Below are 16686 nucleotides of genomic sequence, written 5' to 3' on the forward strand. Positions count from 1 at the left end.
AGGGACAAGTATGCTCACAGGGAAATTAAAAGGGAAGTGGTTTATAGCTGGCTTTACATTGTTTTTGGTCAGTTTATTAGTCTATGTTTATTACACCTATAGCTCAGCGCGTAGCGAAATTATGCACGCTGTCGATGAGCGCCTTCTAAATGCCGCCACCAGCGTAAAACATATTTTAGGGCAAAGTTACCACGATAGAATTAGCCAAGGCTACGATATTGGTTTTTCGGTTTACCAAACTAAAAGCAAACAACTCTCAGAGCTTGCACAAGCGCTTGATATAGCTTACGTCTATTCGATGATCATACGCGATAACAAAGTTTACTTTACCTCATCCAGCTACACCAAAGACGATCAAGAAAACGCACGTGTTACGCAATTTCTTGATTTATACCCAGAGGCCACCGACATTAACAGGGGCGCGTTTTATTCAACCGAGCCTGTTTTTGAGCAATCTAGCGACCAATGGGGTGATTTTAAAACTGTTTTTATTCCCTTTGTAGATAAATATGGTACTACCTACATTACGGGTGCCGACATAACCTTAGATGATTTAAATAAAAAGCTTCAATACAGCGTCACTAAAGCCATAATAACGGCGTGTTTTTTCTTTTTTATTGCGGTACTGGTTGCAGCTATTTATATATATTTGTTAAAGCGTACCCTAGCAACAGATGCCAGTACGGGCTTTGCCAATCATATTGCGCTTGAGTACTTTATCAAAAAGAGTAATTCACACCACATGCAGCTTGCCATTATTTGGGTGAACGAAATTGAAGATATTAATAGCTTTTATGGCACTCAAGTTGGCGACAACGTAATGAAAAACTTGCTCAGTCATTATCAAAGTCGCAGCCCGCAAAGCTGTAAGGTGTATCGCCTTGCTACTAATAAAATTGCCGTGCTTACCCCTAAAAGCTTTAAAAGCAGCGAACTGAGCGATTTAGTTGAGTCGTATAACGCAAACAGCCCTGTATTAACAAACCCATTTATTTATATAACTTACTGCGCAGGTATCGCCAGTGGTAATAAATCACTACTGATTGAAAACGCGCATATTGCAACGCTTCAGGCTAAACATGGCCGCGGTAAGGTTGTTAGCTACTCAAAAGTAATGAGCGATGTAAAAAACCAGTATCAATACAATGTAAGCCTTGCCAAAGAGGTTCAAGAAGCATTTGATAACAACCGCATAGTGCCTTATTTTCAGGCTATGTTTCACACCACTAATAATGAAGTAGTACATTACGAATGCTTAGCCAGAATGGTAACTAAAAATGGCGAAATTTTAAAACCCGACTCATTTTTAAATGTAGTGAGCCGCTCAAGAATGGGCGGACTATTAACGCGCACGCTATTTAGCCAATGTATAGAGCGGTTTAGAAAAACAGATATATGCTGGAGCTTAAATATCAGCGATAAAGATATACTCGACCCTAGTTTGAGTGAATACATTGCTAACGAGCTTAAGCGCTACCCGCACCCAGAAAACATAACGCTTGGCCTTTTAGAGTCACACGCTATTACTAATTTTTTAGAGGTTAAAACGTTTATTTCTATGGTAAAAACCAAAGGGGTGAATGTCATTATTACTGGTTTTGGTAGTGGTTATTCAAATATTTCGAATGCGCTAAAGCTTGAAGTAAACGGTATAAAACTCGACGGCGCATTAGTAAAACAAGCAGTAAGTGATGAAAATATAGCCTTATTTATTGAGCATACAGTTCATGCTGCAAAGCAACTTGGTTTAACGCTCATGGCAGAGTCGGTAGAAAATGTAAGTATTGAAAATGCGCTTAAAAATGTAGATGTGGCGCTGATGCAAGGCAATTACTTTGCTTACCCAGCGCCACATGTTAACTCATCAAGCCAAGAGGAAGTGGCCGTTTAAAGGTCTATCACTAAACGATGGCTTTGTTGGCCGCTGGCCCAGTATTTACGCTCAAACGGAGTAATCGCTTCGTTTGACTCATACAGCGTTACCTCACAAGGATGACCCGTTAGTTCAAGCGCTCTGGCAAACTCTTTTACATAAATATCCCAGTTACTGCGCACCTCTAAGCGACCGCCTAGCTTAACAATAAACGGAAAAATAGCCGCGCCGTGCCACCTACGCTGGATATGCTTAGATTTAGGCCATGGGTTAGGATAAAGCAAATAATGATGAGTAGGCTGCCAATTAGCAGCCACAGCTAAACGCCAAAAGTCGTTTAAGTCAGCTTGTACCAAAATGTACTGGCCGCTGTCTGTTTGTTTATATTCAACATCGTGCTTATCTAAGCGGTGTGACGATTTATCAATACCAATAATTAATGCATCTGGGTGGCGCTTAGCTAAATTAGCCGAGCTCTCCCCTACTCCACAACATGAGTCTATAATAAGCGGTCCATTAAAAGCTTGAACCTGCTCATTGACTTCATCGAACGCTTGTTGAGTGTGTTCAGCAATAGGCTTTTTAAACTCTGCGTTTAAATGCTTGTTAACGATTTCATCAAGCTTTTCGTGTATACCCGCCTGATTAGATACAATACTGCGTGAATTTGCATCGCTCATTAATGTCTAAGCCCCACACCTTTTTTAATTAACGTTAGCGCTAAAGTAAATAGCACCGTAATAAATACTAATATAACGCCAAGCGCGACACTTAAATCAACATCCGACACGCCTAAAAAGCCATAACGAAACGCATTAACCATATAAATAATTGGGTTTATTTGCGATACATTTTGCCAAAACTCTGGCAGTAGCGTAATTGAATAAAATACGCCACCTAAGTATGTTAGTGGCGTTAAAATAAAGGTTGGGATAATACTAATATCGTCAAAACTATTGGCGTAAATAGCGTTAATTAAACCACCTAGTGCAAACACCGCTGAGGTTAAAATTACCGTCGCCATAATTACAAATATATTGTGTATTTGAATATCCACAAACAACAGCGATACACAGGTAACAATAAAGCCCACCATCATGCCGCGGGTCATACCGCCGCCCATATAACCAAGTACAATTATGTAATTAGGCACAGGCGCAACCAATAGCTCTTCAATGCTTTTTTGAAACTTGGTTGAATAAAAACTAGAAGCAACATTAGAATATGAGTTGGTAATAACCGACATCATTATTAGCCCCGGAACAATAAATTCCATGTAGCTAAAACCACCCATTTCACCAATACGTGAGCCAATTAAATTACCAAAAATAACAAAGTATAAACTCATCGTAATCGCCGGCGGCACTAAGGTTTGCACCCAAATACGTAAAAAACGAATACACTCTTTAATCCATAAACTCTTTAAGGCTACGCCATATTTAAACATTTATTCGCCCCGCCCTTGCTCTAGTAATCCTACAAATAACTCTTCTAATCTGTTTGCTTTATTACGCATACTCAAAACAGTGTTGCCTTGCTCGGTTAGCGCACTGAAAACTGCATTTAAGCCTTGAGATTTAGCCACTTCAACTTCTATGGTGTGCTCATCAGGCATGCTAAACGAGTACCCCTCAAGGGTAACTGGCTGTGCTGGCTGTTTTAAATCAAGCACAAAGGTTTCTTTATCAAGCTTAGCTAGTAACGCTTTTATAGTGGTGTTTTCAACAATACGGCCAGTATCAATAATGGCGATGTTTTTACATAACAGCTCGGCTTCTTCAAGGTAATGCGTGGTTAAAATTATCGTTACGCCTTGCTCATTAATTTGGCGTAAAAAGTCCCACATTGAGCGGCGCAGCTCTATATCAACCCCTGCAGTGGGTTCATCTAATATTAGTAGCTTTGGCTCATGCATTAATGCGCGGGCAATCATTAAACGGCGTTTCATACCCCCAGAAAGCGTACGTGCTTGCTTGTCTTTTTTTTCTAATAAGCCAAGCTGAGTTAAATATTTATCGGCACGCTTATGCGCTTCTGCGCGGGTAACACCGTAGTAGCCTGCTTGATTTACCAATATTTGGCCAAGCGTTTCAAACTGACTAAAGTTAAACTCTTGTGGGACAAGCCCTAAATGCGCTTTAGCAGCTTCAAGGTCGGTATCGATGTTGTGACCAAACACTTCCACCTTACCTTGCGTTTTATTTACCAAGGACGATATAACACCAATAGTGGTCGACTTACCGGCACCATTTGGGCCAAGTAAGGCAAAAAAGTCGCCTTCAAAAACTTGTAAATCAACACCTTTCACGGCCTCAACACCGTTTTTATAAACCTTGGTCAGGCCTTCTATATTTAAAGCAACATTTTGCTTATTCATTATTTACCCTCACCATAACCCCAACGTTTAGTTAGGTTATGTTCAATGTTTAAATGATCTAAAATTCGCGCCACCATAAAATCAACTAAGTCTTCAATACGTTGTGGCTTATGATAAAAACCAGGCGCAGCGGGCATAATAGTGACCCCTAAACGCGCAAGCTTTAACATATTCTCAAGGTGAATTTCGCTAAAGGGAGTTTCGCGTGGCACTAAAATTAACTGCCCTCGCTCTTTAATAACCACATCGGCTGCACGCTCGAGTAGGTTATCTGATGCACCGAGCGCAATAGCAGACACAGACCCTGCGCTGCACGGGCATACTACCATTTTTTTAGGCGCCGCAGAGCCTGAAGCTACAGGGCTAAACCAGTTATCTTTACCAAATACTTTTAACTGCTCTGGCTTGGCATTAAATAAAGCACTTAACTGCTCGGTTGCTTTATCTTCATTAGCTGAGAGTTTAATGTTTGACTCTGTATCAAGCACCACGCGCGCAGCACTTGATATAAGTACATACACTTGAAATTGCTGCGCGAGTAATGCTTCAAGCAATCTTAAACCGTAAGGCGCGCCTGAAGCACCACTAAACGCCAGTGTAATTTTATCTTTAAACTGCACATTATTCTCCGCTGTATTTTTTAGCTAAACCATTAACTAAGTGTTGATGTAAGCCATTAAAACCGCCATTGCTCATAATTAATATGTGCTGATTTGGCATGATATTTTCAAGCACAGTGTCAATAATCATTTGCGTACTATTAAAACACTGCATACCGGCATTATCGGCTTGCGATTTAAGAGACCAATTTAGGTTATCGGGCTCAAATAACAGCACGTCATCGGCATCACTTAACGAAGCAAGTAGCGTATGTTGGTGTACACCCATCTTCATGGTGTTTGAGCGAGGCTCTAAAATAGCAATAATTTTTTCATCACCCACTTTTGCACGCAACCCCGCAAGCGTGGTTTTAATGGCTGTTGGGTGGTGCGCAAAATCGTCGTACACTTTAATGTTATTTATGTCGGCTTTAAGCTCCATACGCCGTTTAGGGCTAATAAACTCTTCAAGCGCTGCAATGCTATGCTCAACGGCTATACCTACGTGGCGCGCTGCCGCGATAGCCATAATGGCATTTTTAACATTATGCTCGCCTATTGCTTGCCAATTAACCGTACCTTGAAGCTTATTGTTTAAAAGCACATTAAATTGACTGCCATCAGCGCTTAGCAAGTCATAGTGCCAATCACCATTTAGGGTTTCACTTTCGCTCCAGAGCCCTTGCTTAATAACATCATCAAGTGCGATATCGTCTTTTGGCCAAATTACCTTGCCAGTATGAGGTAATGTACGCATTAAGTGATGAAATTGTTTTTTTATTGCGTTTAAATCGTCAAAAATATCGGCGTGGTCAAACTCAAGGTTATTTAAAATGAGCGTACGTGGTAAGTAATGCACAAATTTACTGCGCTTATCAAAAAAAGCGGTATCGTATTCATCCGCTTCTATTACAAAAAACGGGGTTTCGCCCACTTTGGCTGACACACCAAAGTTTTGAACTATACCACCAATTAAAAACCCGGGTTTTAAACCTGCATACTCTAAAATCCACGCCAGCATGCTTGCTGTGGTGGTTTTGCCATGTGTGCCTGCCACCGCAAGCACCCAAGCATTTTGCAATAGGTTATGTTTAAGCCACTCTGGCCCCGATGTATACGGCAAGCCCTTATCTAACACATACTCTACACAGGGGTTACCTCGGCTCATGGCATTACCAATAACCACCATATCTGGCTTTGGCTCTAACTGTTTTACGTCGTAACCTTGGGTTAGCTCAATGCCCAGCTGCTCAAGTTGAGTGCTCATCGGCGGGTAAACATTTTGATCAGAGCCAGTCACTTTATGGCCAAGCGATTTAGCAATGGCCGCTATACCGCCCATAAAGGTGCCGCAAATGCCTAATATATGAATATGCATAACTTTTTAAATCCTTTCGTACTTCGCACGTCTGTGAAGTTTAATGGCGCTATAATGCCAAATTTTAGGCTTCGTGACTATGCGCGTATCGTCAATTCACTGATGCTAAAACAGCGTTAATCCTTATTAATTTTTATTTGAGAGTCAGGTTTCGCAATTTTAGTTACAGCTTTAAATAAATTGGCATCGGTGTTATAAATTAGCTAAATACAATTCTTAATAATTAAAAGGATTTATCATGAAAAAACTATTGTTCGTAGCCTCTATTTTATTTTTTCAGCAAGCTTTTGCGCTCGAGCTGGCTAAATACCCCCTAGAACTAAATTCAGGTGAAGGAGTAAACGTTGTTATTGCACCAACTCTTGATAAAAAACAGGCATTAGTGAAAGTTACAGGGGTAAACCATAAGATTGATGGTGTCGTTTTTCTAACAAACCTAAAGCCTCATGGAACAAATAAAGCTTATAAGTTCACTTTTGATGGAACTGAGCGTAGTTTAGTCACTGTTAATGAAGGTTATCGCTGTTGCTCTTACACCCTATACATACCTCAAGGTAGTGAAGGCACTTTCTTATCAAAAAAAGATGAATCTAGCCCTGCTATTGTTGAAGATTTAAAAGCACAATACGAACAACAGTTAGCTGACGGAACTCAAGAGCGACTTGCTAGCTTTGATCGTAACAAACATTTAAAAATTCAACAGCAACAACTAATTAAAGCACAACAAAATACACTTCAACAGTGCGGCTCAGCCATAGAGACACAACTTGACTGGGCTAACGTCAACGACGAAAACCTCAAAAAGTATGCGGTGGGTTCTTTTTGCGCTCAAGTTGCAAATGAAATAGCGTACATGTGTGAAAAAGACGAAAACTTTAAACACACTGCTTCACAATTCAATCGTGTTGAGTGTCAATTTACTGATAAACTCAAGTTACGAAAAAATGCAGGCGTCATTAGCTTTAAAACAGCACCTGAAGCACCAAATCAACGTCAGTTTATAGAAGCTTATTTACTTAATTTGTAACTTTTGTAGATATTAAGGCCCCCGCTGTAGTTTAAAATTAAGCTAGTGGGGGCATTTTATGCACTCTTTATTTTAAAGCGTTAAAAATACAATTAAGCCAACGCCAAGTAAAAGTCTATAAATTACAAACGGCAGCATACCCATTCGTTCTATCACTTTTAAAAACATGAAAATACAGGCGTACGCCGATAAAAACGAAAGGACTACACCTAAAATTAATGTGCTCCAATCAACCACATGATCGCCTAAAGCCAGTTCTATCGTGTAGTAAAGGCCCATCATAGAAATAATAGGTATAGCGAGTAAAAACGAAAAACGCGCTGCGCTTTGTTTGTTCATACCTAGCAATAAACCCGCTGTCATGGTAATGCCAGAGCGAGAGGTACCTGGGATCATAGCCACCGCTTGAGCAAAGCCAATAAGCAGTGCTGTTTTCCAGTTAAGCTGATAAATTGTTTTCATTTGCTTACCTTTGGCGTCGGCGTACCAAAGTAATAAACCAAAAATAATAGTCGTAGCTGCTATAACCCAGGCACTGCGCAGGTACAGCTCAACAACGTCTTTTAGCAATAAGCCTAATAACGCAGCAGGTACAGTGCCCAGTATAATCCACCAGCCAAGTTTACTGTCGTCGGTGGTGCCTTGGGCACCAAACGATTTAAACCAGGCGCTAAGAATATCAGCCACTTCTTTACGAAAATAAATAACAACCGCTATTAACGTACCAACATGCACAGCCACATCAAAAGCAAGGCCTTGGTCTTCCCATCCCAAAATTTGCGAAGGTAAAATTAAGTGAGCTGAGCTCGAAATAGGTAAAAACTCAGTAAATCCTTGTATCAGGGCTAAAATAATTATTTCTAAAATACTCATGGGTTAGAAAACTCCACCTTCCATAGTTTTTGTTGAGGGTTGTTATACGCACTCCATAGCGCAGCAATGGTTTGCTTAGCAACGGGGTGATAAAAATTGGGGGCGACTTCACAAAGAGGCTGAAGTACAAAAGCGTTTTTGGTAATTTCATCGCGAGGTAATTGTGCAGGCGAGTCGCAAATAACGTCATCGTAAAAGAGCAGATCTAAATCTAATGTACGGGGGCTAAATTTTTTATCATCCGCTTTACGCCCGTTATCTCGCTCTATTTGTTTTAATAACTTACAAACACGCTCAAGCGGCATTGATGTGGTAGCAGCCACCACCGAGTTATAAAAGTTATTACCTTTAAACCCTACTGCTTCACTTTCAAAAACAGATGAATGCACAATATCTGTAAAGTGTTGCTCAAGTGCATCAAGCGCACAGCGAATATAATGCGCTTTATTTATATTTGAGCCTAAGCTGATATAAATTTGCGCCATTTAGCTCATAGCCTGTGTGCGTGTTATTTCTACACCTACGGTGTTTGCTTGCGCTACAGCGGCCGGTTTGCTCACTCTAATTGTTACTTGTGGTGTATTAAATTCGGTTAATATAATAGTTGCTAGTTGCTCTACTAAGGTTTCAAGTAACTCAACCGGCTTAGCCGTAGTGTGCTCAATCACTCGCTCGCTTACTTTTGCATAATCCAGTGCTAAATTAATGTCATCATTTGCTGCTGCAGGCTTTATATCGCTGAGCATTTCAATATCAAAATAAAGGCTTTGTTTACTTTCTTTTTCAAAGTCGTACACTCCAATAATTGTGTCGACGTGTAGTTGAGATATAAAAACCTTATCCATTGATACTCCAAATAACTATAAACACTCTATAAGCATACAATGCATTGATTAAATTAATACTGTATATGCTTTAAGCAGTGTTTAAATATGTAAAAATTACTTCTACAATAGCCAAATAGCTAGATTAACTGCAAAATACAGCAGTTAATAATTTTCACGATAAATTGTGCCGCCAATAATAGCGTAAAAGTGCTATCGATGGGTATAGCAATTAAAAAATAAGGGACTTTGTGTTAGCCATTTTACTGTTTGTTTTAGCCTACTTATTAGGGTCGATTTCATCGGCTATATTAGTGTCTCGGCTATTCAAACTGCCAGACCCTCGCAGCAGCGGTTCAAATAACCCAGGTGCCACCAATGTGTATCGTTTAGGTGGAGCATTTCCTGCGTGCTTAGTATTAGTGTTTGATATTTTAAAAGGCACCATCCCCGTATGGGGGGCGTATTTTTTAGACCTAACGCCTTTAGCACTTGGTTTGGTCGCCGTTGCCGCGTGCTTAGGGCATATGTACCCACTATTTTTTAGTTTTAAAGGCGGAAAGGCGGTAGCCACTGCGTTTGGCTCTTTATTGCCGATTGGTTTATCGTTGGCGGGGCTATTAATAAGTACCTGGATTATTATGGTTGCTATTACGCGCTTTTCTTCATTAGGCGCTTTGGTCACGGTGTCGCTTGCTCCACTGTATACGTGGTTGATTAAACCGCTTTACACCCTACCGGTAACCTTTATTACCGTGCTAATTATATTTCGTCATCGCACTAATATTATTCGCCTTTTTAAAGGTGAAGAACCAAAAGTGGGCGCTAAAAAAGCGCCCACTAATGAAAAAAATCAATAATTATTGATGCTAAATCGCTTCTAAGCTGTCTATTGGCCAACGCGGTTTGGTTTTCATGTCGAGTGTGGCAAATTGGCCTGCTTTTAAGCGCTGCATACCAGCGTAGGCAATCATTGCGCCATTATCAGTACAAAACTCAGTACGTGGATAGTAAACCTGTCCTTTCATACCTTGCATAACACGCTCAAGCTGTAAGCGCAGCTGTGTATTTGCACTTACTCCGCCGGCAATCACTAAACGTTTTATCCCGGTTTGTTTTAGAGCACGCTTACACTTAATAACCAATGTATCAATCACTGCTGTTTGAAACGCATGGGCGATATCTGCTTTGGTTTGTGCGTCATCATCATTTTCGCGAATCGCTATAGAAGCTGCTGTTTTTAAGCCACTAAAGCTAAAATCAAGGCCTGGCTTATCCGTCATAGGGCGTGGAAAAACAAACCGTTTTGCAACACCTTGCTCAGCCATTTTAGCTAGTCGAGGGCCGCCTGGGTAATCAAGCCCTAGCAGTTTAGCTGTTTTATCAAATGCTTCACCTGCGGCATCATCAACAGATTCACCCAATACTTCGTACTGGCCTATACCGGCTACTTTTACCATCATGGTATGGCCGCCCGACACGAGCAGAGCAATAAAGGGAAACTCAGGCACGTTTTCTTCAAGCATAGGAGCAAGTAAATGCCCTTCCATATGATGCACGGCAACAGCTGGAATATCCCAACCATAGGCTAAAGAGCGGCCAATAGAGGTACCTACCAGTAACGCCCCGACTAAACCAGGGCCTGCGGTGTATGCAATGCCATCTAAATCTTCAGGGCCACAACCGGCTTGAGCAAACGCAGCGTCAATAAGTGGCAGGGTTTTACGAACATGATCGCGCGATGCAAGCTCAGGTACAACACCGCCATAATCTGCATGTACTTTTACTTGGCTGTATAACTGGTGAGCCAATAAGCCTTTTTCATCATCGTAAATTGCAATACCGGTTTCATCACACGATGACTCAATGCCTAAAATTCGCACTTTACTTCTCCTGCCTTTATTTACTGCTTAACCTGCATTGTGGTTAAGAGATTTACACACATATTTAAAACTATTTTATCATTCTCTAGCTAAGGTTTTTACTAAGTTCAACGTAATAAACGCTAAAATTGCTAGAGAGCGATTAATTAACCACAGTTAATAATTACAACTATAACGCTAAACCAATATTGGTTTGTCCATCTGCAACGGCCTGCTTTTTAAGTGCCTTAACGTTTTCAGAAGTCACGCGGCCCATATTTTCTACAAAGTCGATTAGCTCACTCAAAACTTCAATTTCGTATTGCATTAATGGGTGTTCTCGTACGGCTTTATTGTCAGCCACTTCACCTTCAACCGTCATTTGGTATTCAATAAAACGCGCCACCGTTGCTTGCGATATTTTACTAACACTTATAAATTCTTGCTCGTCTTGCCCCATCAAGCCGTGCATTAGGCTCAAAAGCGAGGTTGCAGCGTCTATTGCGGGGTAAGTGCCAAACATATCAAAGTCGGCAAGTTCAGGTACATTTGGCTCAATTTTTTCTACTTGTTTTTCGAGATCTATTTTACTTTTTGGTAGTAATATTTTTTCCCAGCAAACATTTAACGCACTGCGTAATAAGGCTTCATCACCAAAACTGGTGGCTTCACTAAATAAACCATAATTAGGTAACATACGCTCAATTAAAGCACTTGCTAACACCGCTTTTTGTAAGTAGTTTAGCTCTCTAATACGCTGAAAGTTATTCGCTTTTGTCATTTCTTAACGTCTCACATGACCAACAAAAATCAAATGTTGATCCATTATGCTCATTACAGTTAGGGCATACCCAATCTGGAGCGGATTGTTTTACTTGTTGGTAGTTTACCAATATTTCGCGCGCGTGGCGCTCTTTTATCGAATAAACCTGCACACTTACTTGGGTTTGTTCAAAGGGGATTTCGCCTAAGGCGCCTTGAAGCATTTCACCTTGAATTTGGCACTCAATTCCCGCGCTTAATAACAGCCCTTTGATTATATTTGCCTCTAATGTGTTATCTGCTTTGTAGAGCGTTACCCACTGAAAAGCTTGCTGAGTACTATGAGTATTAATATTTTGCAATTATCACCTCAATTATTTTGTGTTTACAATATCCTACGATACTCTACTAAAGTGTATAGCAGGTAACTTTTTAGGATAAAACAATGACACTTACTACCCCAGGTTTACTTTTTCCAGCAATCTCACTGTTGCTGCTTGCTTACACAAACCGCTTTTTAGTACTAGCGCAATTAATCCGAGAATTAAATTCACGAGAAGGTGAATCTATTCGCCCCGTTGTTGTGGCTCAAATAACAAACTTAAGAAAGCGCATTAAGCTAATACGTACCATGCAAGTGTATGGTGTGGCGTCTTTTTTATTGTGTACGCTATCAATGTTTGCCTTATTTATAGAATTTAATACCACAGGCATTATTTTGTTTGGGGTGAGCTTAGCGTGCTTAAGCCTTTCGTTATTAACATCGTTATTTGAAATTCATATTTCGTGCGACGCCATAGAAATAGAGCTACAAAGTATTGAAGACAAACCCTTAAGTAACCGCATTACTAAAAACTTTACTAACAAAAGTAATAAGCCTTAGCGGCTTATTTTTCTAAAATCTTAAACAATAATAAAGCGATGGCATAACCTAAAACTATAAGCGTTTATGCCTCACTTCATTACAAATCACTACGTAGGATTCTCCTATAGCCTTTTTTCTGGCATACTTTTTTATTAATTAATGCTAAATTATGTCTAAAGTATTACTTTTAAAAGCATCAAAGCACCTAAGTCATTGTATTTAGTCTTACTTGCTAACATAGCTTAGTTTTAAATAGAGTAATAAATCACTATAAATAAGCCTAATTGGTAATACTTTTAAATGCGTCTTCTCTTTAAATAATACTAAAAGAGGGATATGCTGAGGCAAATATGTCATAAATTTGCAAACACAGTTACATATTAGGCTTCGCTTTTTGAAAGCTCGAATCTAATATTATTGATGTTCGCGGCACACGCGACTTACTTATAAAAAGGGACTATAAAGTGAGATTTGAACAGTTAGAACAATTTGTAGCGCTTGGTGTGTTACGCCACTTCAGACAAGCAGCCGAACAAACTCAAATTAGTACATCAGCGCTAACGCGCAGCATTCAAACCCTAGAAGACGAAATGGGGTACGAACTGGTGAAACGCTCAACACGTTCAGTAAAGTTAACACCCGAAGGCGAGCTATTTCTTGATTACGCCAAAAGCACCCTTGCCGAACTTGAGCATACAAAAAAACGAATTTCTCAATCGGTTAACGGCAATACTGACGAAAAGTTAGTCATTGGCTATACCAACAAAGCCAGCAGTGTAGTACCTATCTCATGCGGGCAATTTTTAGCACAATACCCCCATGTTAAAATAGAAATGCAATTGCAAGAGCAGCACGAACTTGCACGCAAACTGCAAGAGGGCGAGATTGATATCAGTGTTTATTCGCAGGCAATTAACAGCATCGGCAGCGACATACACCTGCCAGACCAACTGGTATTGTTTGTTTCTAAACATCATCCGTTAGCAAATAAAAGCGATATCAGCAAACACGATTTAGATAGCTACCCTATGTACGGCTGTTTTTCTCAGTCTAAACAAGTGCAAAGCATGCTTAACGAAGCCATCGATATGCTCAACAAATCGGCTAGCATTAAGGTAGGCAGCATTGAGCAAGTAATGTCAGGGCTGGTTAAATCAGATCACTTTGCTATTGCAAGTATTGAACACGCGAGCACTCTTGCAGAGCACACAGAGCTTGTACAGCTAAAAACAAATAAAGACTTAAGTCACGAACAACTTGTTATACAAACAAGCCAACAAGCAGCAGTTGGCGAACACATTGACCATTTATTATCTCTTATCAAAAAAGCATCTACGACTATTACTTAAGCCAAGATAAAAATAGCATACCGCATTGCCCTTAAACCTTTTAAGGGCAACCAATTTAGATAGCCCTTACTGATTTACTCTTCTTGTTACCAAAACCTGCAGCACAGCAGCTTAACCTAAAAAGCCCTTTTAGTTTTTATGCTTACGCGTTAGGTTTTTATTTGCTTAAATAGCGGAGCACAAACCACTAGCTATTAAATTTTTTTAGGCTACACTGTCGCACCTTTTTTAATCAACAGACATAAATGAACACACTTTTTAGTTCTGATGTTTATTTAGATGCAATAGAAACCCATGGTTATGTTGTTATTCCTAACGCACTTATTAGCGAGCTAGTAGAGAGTTTAATCACCGATTGCCACCGTATTAACCCGCATTTTAGCGCTGCAGGTATTGGCCGTTTAAATGACTTACAAATAGATAAAACCATTCGTAAAGATAAAACCTATTGGTTTGATGGTAGCTCACAAGCACAGCTAACTTATCAAGCAACAATGGAAAGTATAAAAACCACACTTAATCGACAGTTTTTTATGGGCTTATTTGATTATGAGTGCCACTACGCTAAATACACCCAAGGCGACTTTTATAAAAAGCATTTTGATGCATTTAAAGGGCGATCTAACCGCGTATTTACAACAATCCTTTATTTAAATACGCCCGAGCAAGGTGGCGAGCTTGTTATATACAAGCCAAAAAGTAAGCAAGTAGAGATAATAATCAAACCCACCGCGGGGACACTCGTTATGTTTGAAAGCGAGCGTTTTGCGCACGAGGTATTACCTGCCATTAATGAGCGCTACTCTATTGCTGGCTGGTTTAGAAAGAACGCCTCAATAAGTGGAGTAATTGACCCGCCACGATAAAACCAACATAGCCACAACAACTAGTGGCTATGTTGAGGTTAAATTTATAACGTTGAGATGAAATTAACGCGCAAATACAAATGACAAGAACAAGCCAACAAAAATAGCTAACCCCACATAGTGATTATTTAAAAACGCTTTAAAACATGCATCACGCGCACGTTTATGAATAAGCACTTGCTGATAAATAAGTAACCCAGCGGCAGTACATAAACCTGCAACAAACGCCAAGCCTAGCTGGTTAATTAAGCCAATAAGCGCCAACAACGCTATAAAATTAGCGTTTAATAAAAATATAATATGGCGGTCGTATTTACCAAATAAAATAGCAGTAGATTTAACCCCTATTTTTAAATCGTCATCTCTGTCGACCATGGCATACATAGTGTCGTACGCTACCGTCCAACAAATATTTGCAACAAATAACAGCCACGCCTGCAGCGGTAATGAGTCAATTGATGCCATATATGCCATAGGTATTGCCCAACCAAATGCAGCGCCTAAGACTACCTGCGGAAGGTGTGTATAGCGTTTCATAAACGGGTAGCAAAATGCCAGTGCCAACGCCCCAAGTGACAATAAAATAGTGTTGATGCTAAGTAGTAATACCAATACAAAAGCAATGGCTATCAGTAATATGAATAAACTCAGTGCTTCACCTGCACTTACTTGTCCGGTGGCCATAGGCCGCCCTGCTGTACGCTTAACTGAGCCGTCTATTTTTCTATCTGCAAAATCGTTAATAACGCAGCCAGCACTGCGCATAACAATTACGCCTAAGGTAAATACAATAAAGTTAACTAAGCTTGGCATACCACCGTTTGCAAGCCATAAAGCCCAATAAGTAGGCCACAGTAATAGTAATGTACCGATAGGTTTGTCAACGCGCATGAGCTGAATATAAAAAGGGCTATGCTGTAATTGCAAAGGGGCTAATTTCATGAGTACAAATAGGCTCCGGGTAAAAATACTTCGCACACTAAAAAGTGATAATCATTAATAGAAAACACACTACGACGACCTAATAAAGGGTGCGTAGTTAAATTCAACTCTTTAACAAGTGACTGCAGCGCATGTTCTGAGTCAAAGCGCCCTACCTCAATATTACTTCGGGTAAGTTGAGGGTGCTGAAAAATAACATCACCTAAAGGGCGTGCGCCCATATTATGCAGTGTTGTTTGCGTTTGTGTACTGGGCAACCAACTTTGGGCATACACCATGGGTGTATTGTCACACAATAAAAGCACCTCGCGATTAAGTGCTTTATTTGTATTTGAGCCAAGTAGTTGTTGCTGTGCATCGCTTAGGGTAAAAGTTTGCTCATTAAGCACTTTTACACTAAAACTTTGTGCATTACTTTTTAATTTAGCGGTTAATGAATGTGGCTCAAATAGCCACTCTTGCTCTAACGCAGATAAGTTATTTACCAAAGAAGCACATTGCCAATTGGCAGATATAGAAAGCGGAAATGTAATCACAATAGCTCAATCAAATAAAAACCGAGACGATGATAACATTGCCAAAGCATTTGAAAAAGTGATGTTTTACTGCCGATAAATAATTGCAGGAGCTGTTTATTAGGCGCTATTAAGTATAAACTATTTGTATTAAGAAAATGGAAACACACTAAAGATGAAAAAAATAGTATACGCAGGTTTTTTAGCACTGATCCTAAACTGTTTTAGCTTTTCGGCAAAAGCGGAATCGACAGTGGGCTATTTTGGTTTTGAGCCAGACATTATTACCAATTACATAGGCGCTTCAAGTAAAAAAATGGGCTATGTACGCGTGACTATAGATTTAATGCTTAGCAATAATGCAGATATTGCTATTGTAGAGCACCATACCCCGCTTTTACGCGATGCGTTAGTAGAAATACTATCTAAAGAACCTGAAGAAAAAATAAAGTCGCTTACTGGGCGTGAAGAAATTAGAGCAAAGTGTGCCGAAAAATTAAAAAGCCTGCTAAAAGAAGAAACAGGCCAAGAGATTATTCGTGAAGTATTATTTACTAAGTATTTATACCACTAA

20 protein-coding genes are annotated in these 16686 nt (G+C 39.9%); 7 read left to right on the forward strand and 13 right to left on the reverse strand.

Going from position 1 to position 16686, the window contains the following annotated elements:
- Positions 1-10 precede the first annotated feature (10 nt).
- Positions 11-1891: an EAL domain-containing protein gene (locus MTN96_RS08665; RefSeq protein WP_374274972.1), complete on the forward strand. Its 1881-nt coding sequence runs from the start codon at positions 11-13 to the stop codon at positions 1889-1891.
- On the opposite strand, the gene MTN96_RS08670 is transcribed toward MTN96_RS08665, so the two are convergent.
- The 5 genes from MTN96_RS08670 to mpl are packed head-to-tail and all read right to left on the reverse strand — an operon-like array spanning position 1888 to position 6227.
- Positions 1888-2553, reverse strand: a complete 666-nt coding sequence (locus tag MTN96_RS08670) for a tRNA (guanosine(46)-N(7))-methyltransferase TrmB (protein ID WP_054983169.1) — start codon at positions 2551-2553, stop codon at positions 1888-1890. The two genes, MTN96_RS08665 and MTN96_RS08670, sit on opposite strands and share 4 nt — an antisense overlap.
- Complete coding sequence (locus MTN96_RS08675; RefSeq protein WP_004588540.1) at positions 2553-3320, reverse strand: ABC transporter permease; 768 nt, start codon at positions 3318-3320, stop codon at positions 2553-2555. Before MTN96_RS08675 ends, MTN96_RS08670 begins: the two co-directional genes overlap by 1 nt.
- Positions 3321-4250, reverse strand: a complete 930-nt coding sequence (locus tag MTN96_RS08680) for an ABC transporter ATP-binding protein (RefSeq protein ID WP_004588541.1) — start codon at positions 4248-4250, stop codon at positions 3321-3323. It abuts the gene before it with no gap.
- The gene (locus tag MTN96_RS08685; RefSeq protein ID WP_055252925.1) at positions 4250-4870 is read right to left on the reverse strand and encodes a flavin prenyltransferase UbiX; all 621 of its coding nucleotides are present in this window, start codon (positions 4868-4870) and stop codon (positions 4250-4252) included. Before MTN96_RS08685 ends, MTN96_RS08680 begins: the two co-directional genes overlap by 1 nt.
- Position 4871: 1 nt before the next feature.
- Positions 4872-6227 (reverse strand): UDP-N-acetylmuramate:L-alanyl-gamma-D-glutamyl-meso-diaminopimelate ligase, encoded by a 1356-nt coding sequence (gene mpl, locus MTN96_RS08690; RefSeq protein ID WP_248531219.1) that lies wholly within the window; start codon positions 6225-6227, stop codon positions 4872-4874.
- A gap of 238 nt (positions 6228-6465) precedes the next feature.
- Here mpl and MTN96_RS08695 point away from each other — a divergent pair, with 238 nt between their 5' ends.
- A complete protein-coding gene (locus MTN96_RS08695; protein WP_055252924.1) occupies positions 6466-7254 on the forward strand; it encodes a hypothetical protein in 789 nt (262 codons plus the stop codon).
- Positions 7255-7326: 72 nt separating this feature from the next.
- On the opposite strand, the gene MTN96_RS08700 is transcribed toward MTN96_RS08695, so the two are convergent.
- The 3 genes from MTN96_RS08700 to folB are packed head-to-tail and all read right to left on the reverse strand — an operon-like array spanning position 7327 to position 8972.
- The gene (locus MTN96_RS08700) at positions 7327-8127 is read right to left on the reverse strand and encodes an undecaprenyl-diphosphate phosphatase (protein WP_004588544.1); all 801 of its coding nucleotides are present in this window, start codon (positions 8125-8127) and stop codon (positions 7327-7329) included.
- Complete coding sequence (gene folK / locus MTN96_RS08705) at positions 8124-8612, reverse strand: 2-amino-4-hydroxy-6-hydroxymethyldihydropteridine diphosphokinase (RefSeq protein WP_055252923.1); 489 nt, start codon at positions 8610-8612, stop codon at positions 8124-8126. Before folK ends, MTN96_RS08700 begins: the two co-directional genes overlap by 4 nt.
- Positions 8613-8972 carry a dihydroneopterin aldolase gene (gene folB / locus MTN96_RS08710; protein WP_064386911.1) on the reverse strand — a complete coding sequence of 120 codons (360 nt, stop codon included), beginning with the start codon at positions 8970-8972 and terminating at the stop codon, positions 8613-8615.
- 230 nt (positions 8973-9202) lie between these two features.
- Between folB and plsY the strand changes: the two genes are divergently transcribed.
- Positions 9203-9811 carry a glycerol-3-phosphate 1-O-acyltransferase PlsY gene (gene plsY, locus MTN96_RS08715; RefSeq protein WP_064386912.1) on the forward strand — a complete coding sequence of 203 codons (609 nt, stop codon included), beginning with the start codon at positions 9203-9205 and terminating at the stop codon, positions 9809-9811.
- Between the two features lie 9 nt (positions 9812-9820).
- On the opposite strand, the gene tsaD is transcribed toward plsY, so the two are convergent.
- The 3 genes from tsaD to MTN96_RS08730 all read right to left on the reverse strand — a co-directional run bounded on the left by tsaD (position 9821) and on the right by MTN96_RS08730 (position 11937).
- Positions 9821-10834 (reverse strand): tRNA (adenosine(37)-N6)-threonylcarbamoyltransferase complex transferase subunit TsaD, encoded by a 1014-nt coding sequence (gene tsaD, locus MTN96_RS08720; protein WP_054983164.1) that lies wholly within the window; start codon positions 10832-10834, stop codon positions 9821-9823.
- 169 nt (positions 10835-11003) lie between these two features.
- Positions 11004-11594, reverse strand: a complete 591-nt coding sequence (locus tag MTN96_RS08725) for a YjaG family protein (protein WP_248531221.1) — start codon at positions 11592-11594, stop codon at positions 11004-11006.
- Positions 11578-11937, reverse strand: a complete 360-nt coding sequence (locus tag MTN96_RS08730; protein WP_024034351.1) for a DUF2007 domain-containing protein — start codon at positions 11935-11937, stop codon at positions 11578-11580. The genes MTN96_RS08725 and MTN96_RS08730 overlap by 17 nt, the downstream gene beginning before the upstream one ends.
- A gap of 83 nt (positions 11938-12020) precedes the next feature.
- Between MTN96_RS08730 and MTN96_RS08735 the strand changes: the two genes are divergently transcribed.
- From MTN96_RS08735 to MTN96_RS08745, 3 genes are all read left to right on the forward strand, one after another.
- Complete coding sequence (locus tag MTN96_RS08735) at positions 12021-12458, forward strand: DUF2721 domain-containing protein (protein WP_096740037.1); 438 nt, start codon at positions 12021-12023, stop codon at positions 12456-12458.
- Between the two features lie 446 nt (positions 12459-12904).
- A complete protein-coding gene (locus tag MTN96_RS08740; RefSeq protein WP_248531223.1) occupies positions 12905-13789 on the forward strand; it encodes a LysR family transcriptional regulator in 885 nt (294 codons plus the stop codon).
- A 245-nt stretch (positions 13790-14034) separates the two neighbouring features.
- Entirely contained in the window at positions 14035-14655 is a 621-nt protein-coding gene (locus MTN96_RS08745; RefSeq protein WP_055252920.1) for a 2OG-Fe(II) oxygenase, read from the forward strand.
- Between the two features lie 63 nt (positions 14656-14718).
- Here MTN96_RS08745 and ubiA read toward each other — a convergent pair whose 3' ends face one another.
- Both ubiA and MTN96_RS08755 read right to left on the reverse strand, forming a co-directional pair.
- On the reverse strand, positions 14719-15597 hold the full coding sequence (ubiA, locus tag MTN96_RS08750) for a 4-hydroxybenzoate octaprenyltransferase (RefSeq protein WP_248531225.1): 879 nt from the start codon (positions 15595-15597) through the stop codon (positions 14719-14721).
- Positions 15594-16133, reverse strand: a complete 540-nt coding sequence (locus MTN96_RS08755) for a chorismate lyase (protein ID WP_248531227.1) — start codon at positions 16131-16133, stop codon at positions 15594-15596. The genes ubiA and MTN96_RS08755 overlap by 4 nt, the downstream gene beginning before the upstream one ends.
- Before the next feature lie 154 nt (positions 16134-16287).
- Between MTN96_RS08755 and MTN96_RS08760 the strand changes: the two genes are divergently transcribed.
- The gene (locus MTN96_RS08760) at positions 16288-16686 is read left to right on the forward strand and encodes a flagellar basal body-associated protein FliL (RefSeq protein ID WP_024034357.1); all 399 of its coding nucleotides are present in this window, start codon (positions 16288-16290) and stop codon (positions 16684-16686) included.

The sequence above is a fragment of the Pseudoalteromonas sp. 2CM28B genome (genome assembly GCF_023161935.1).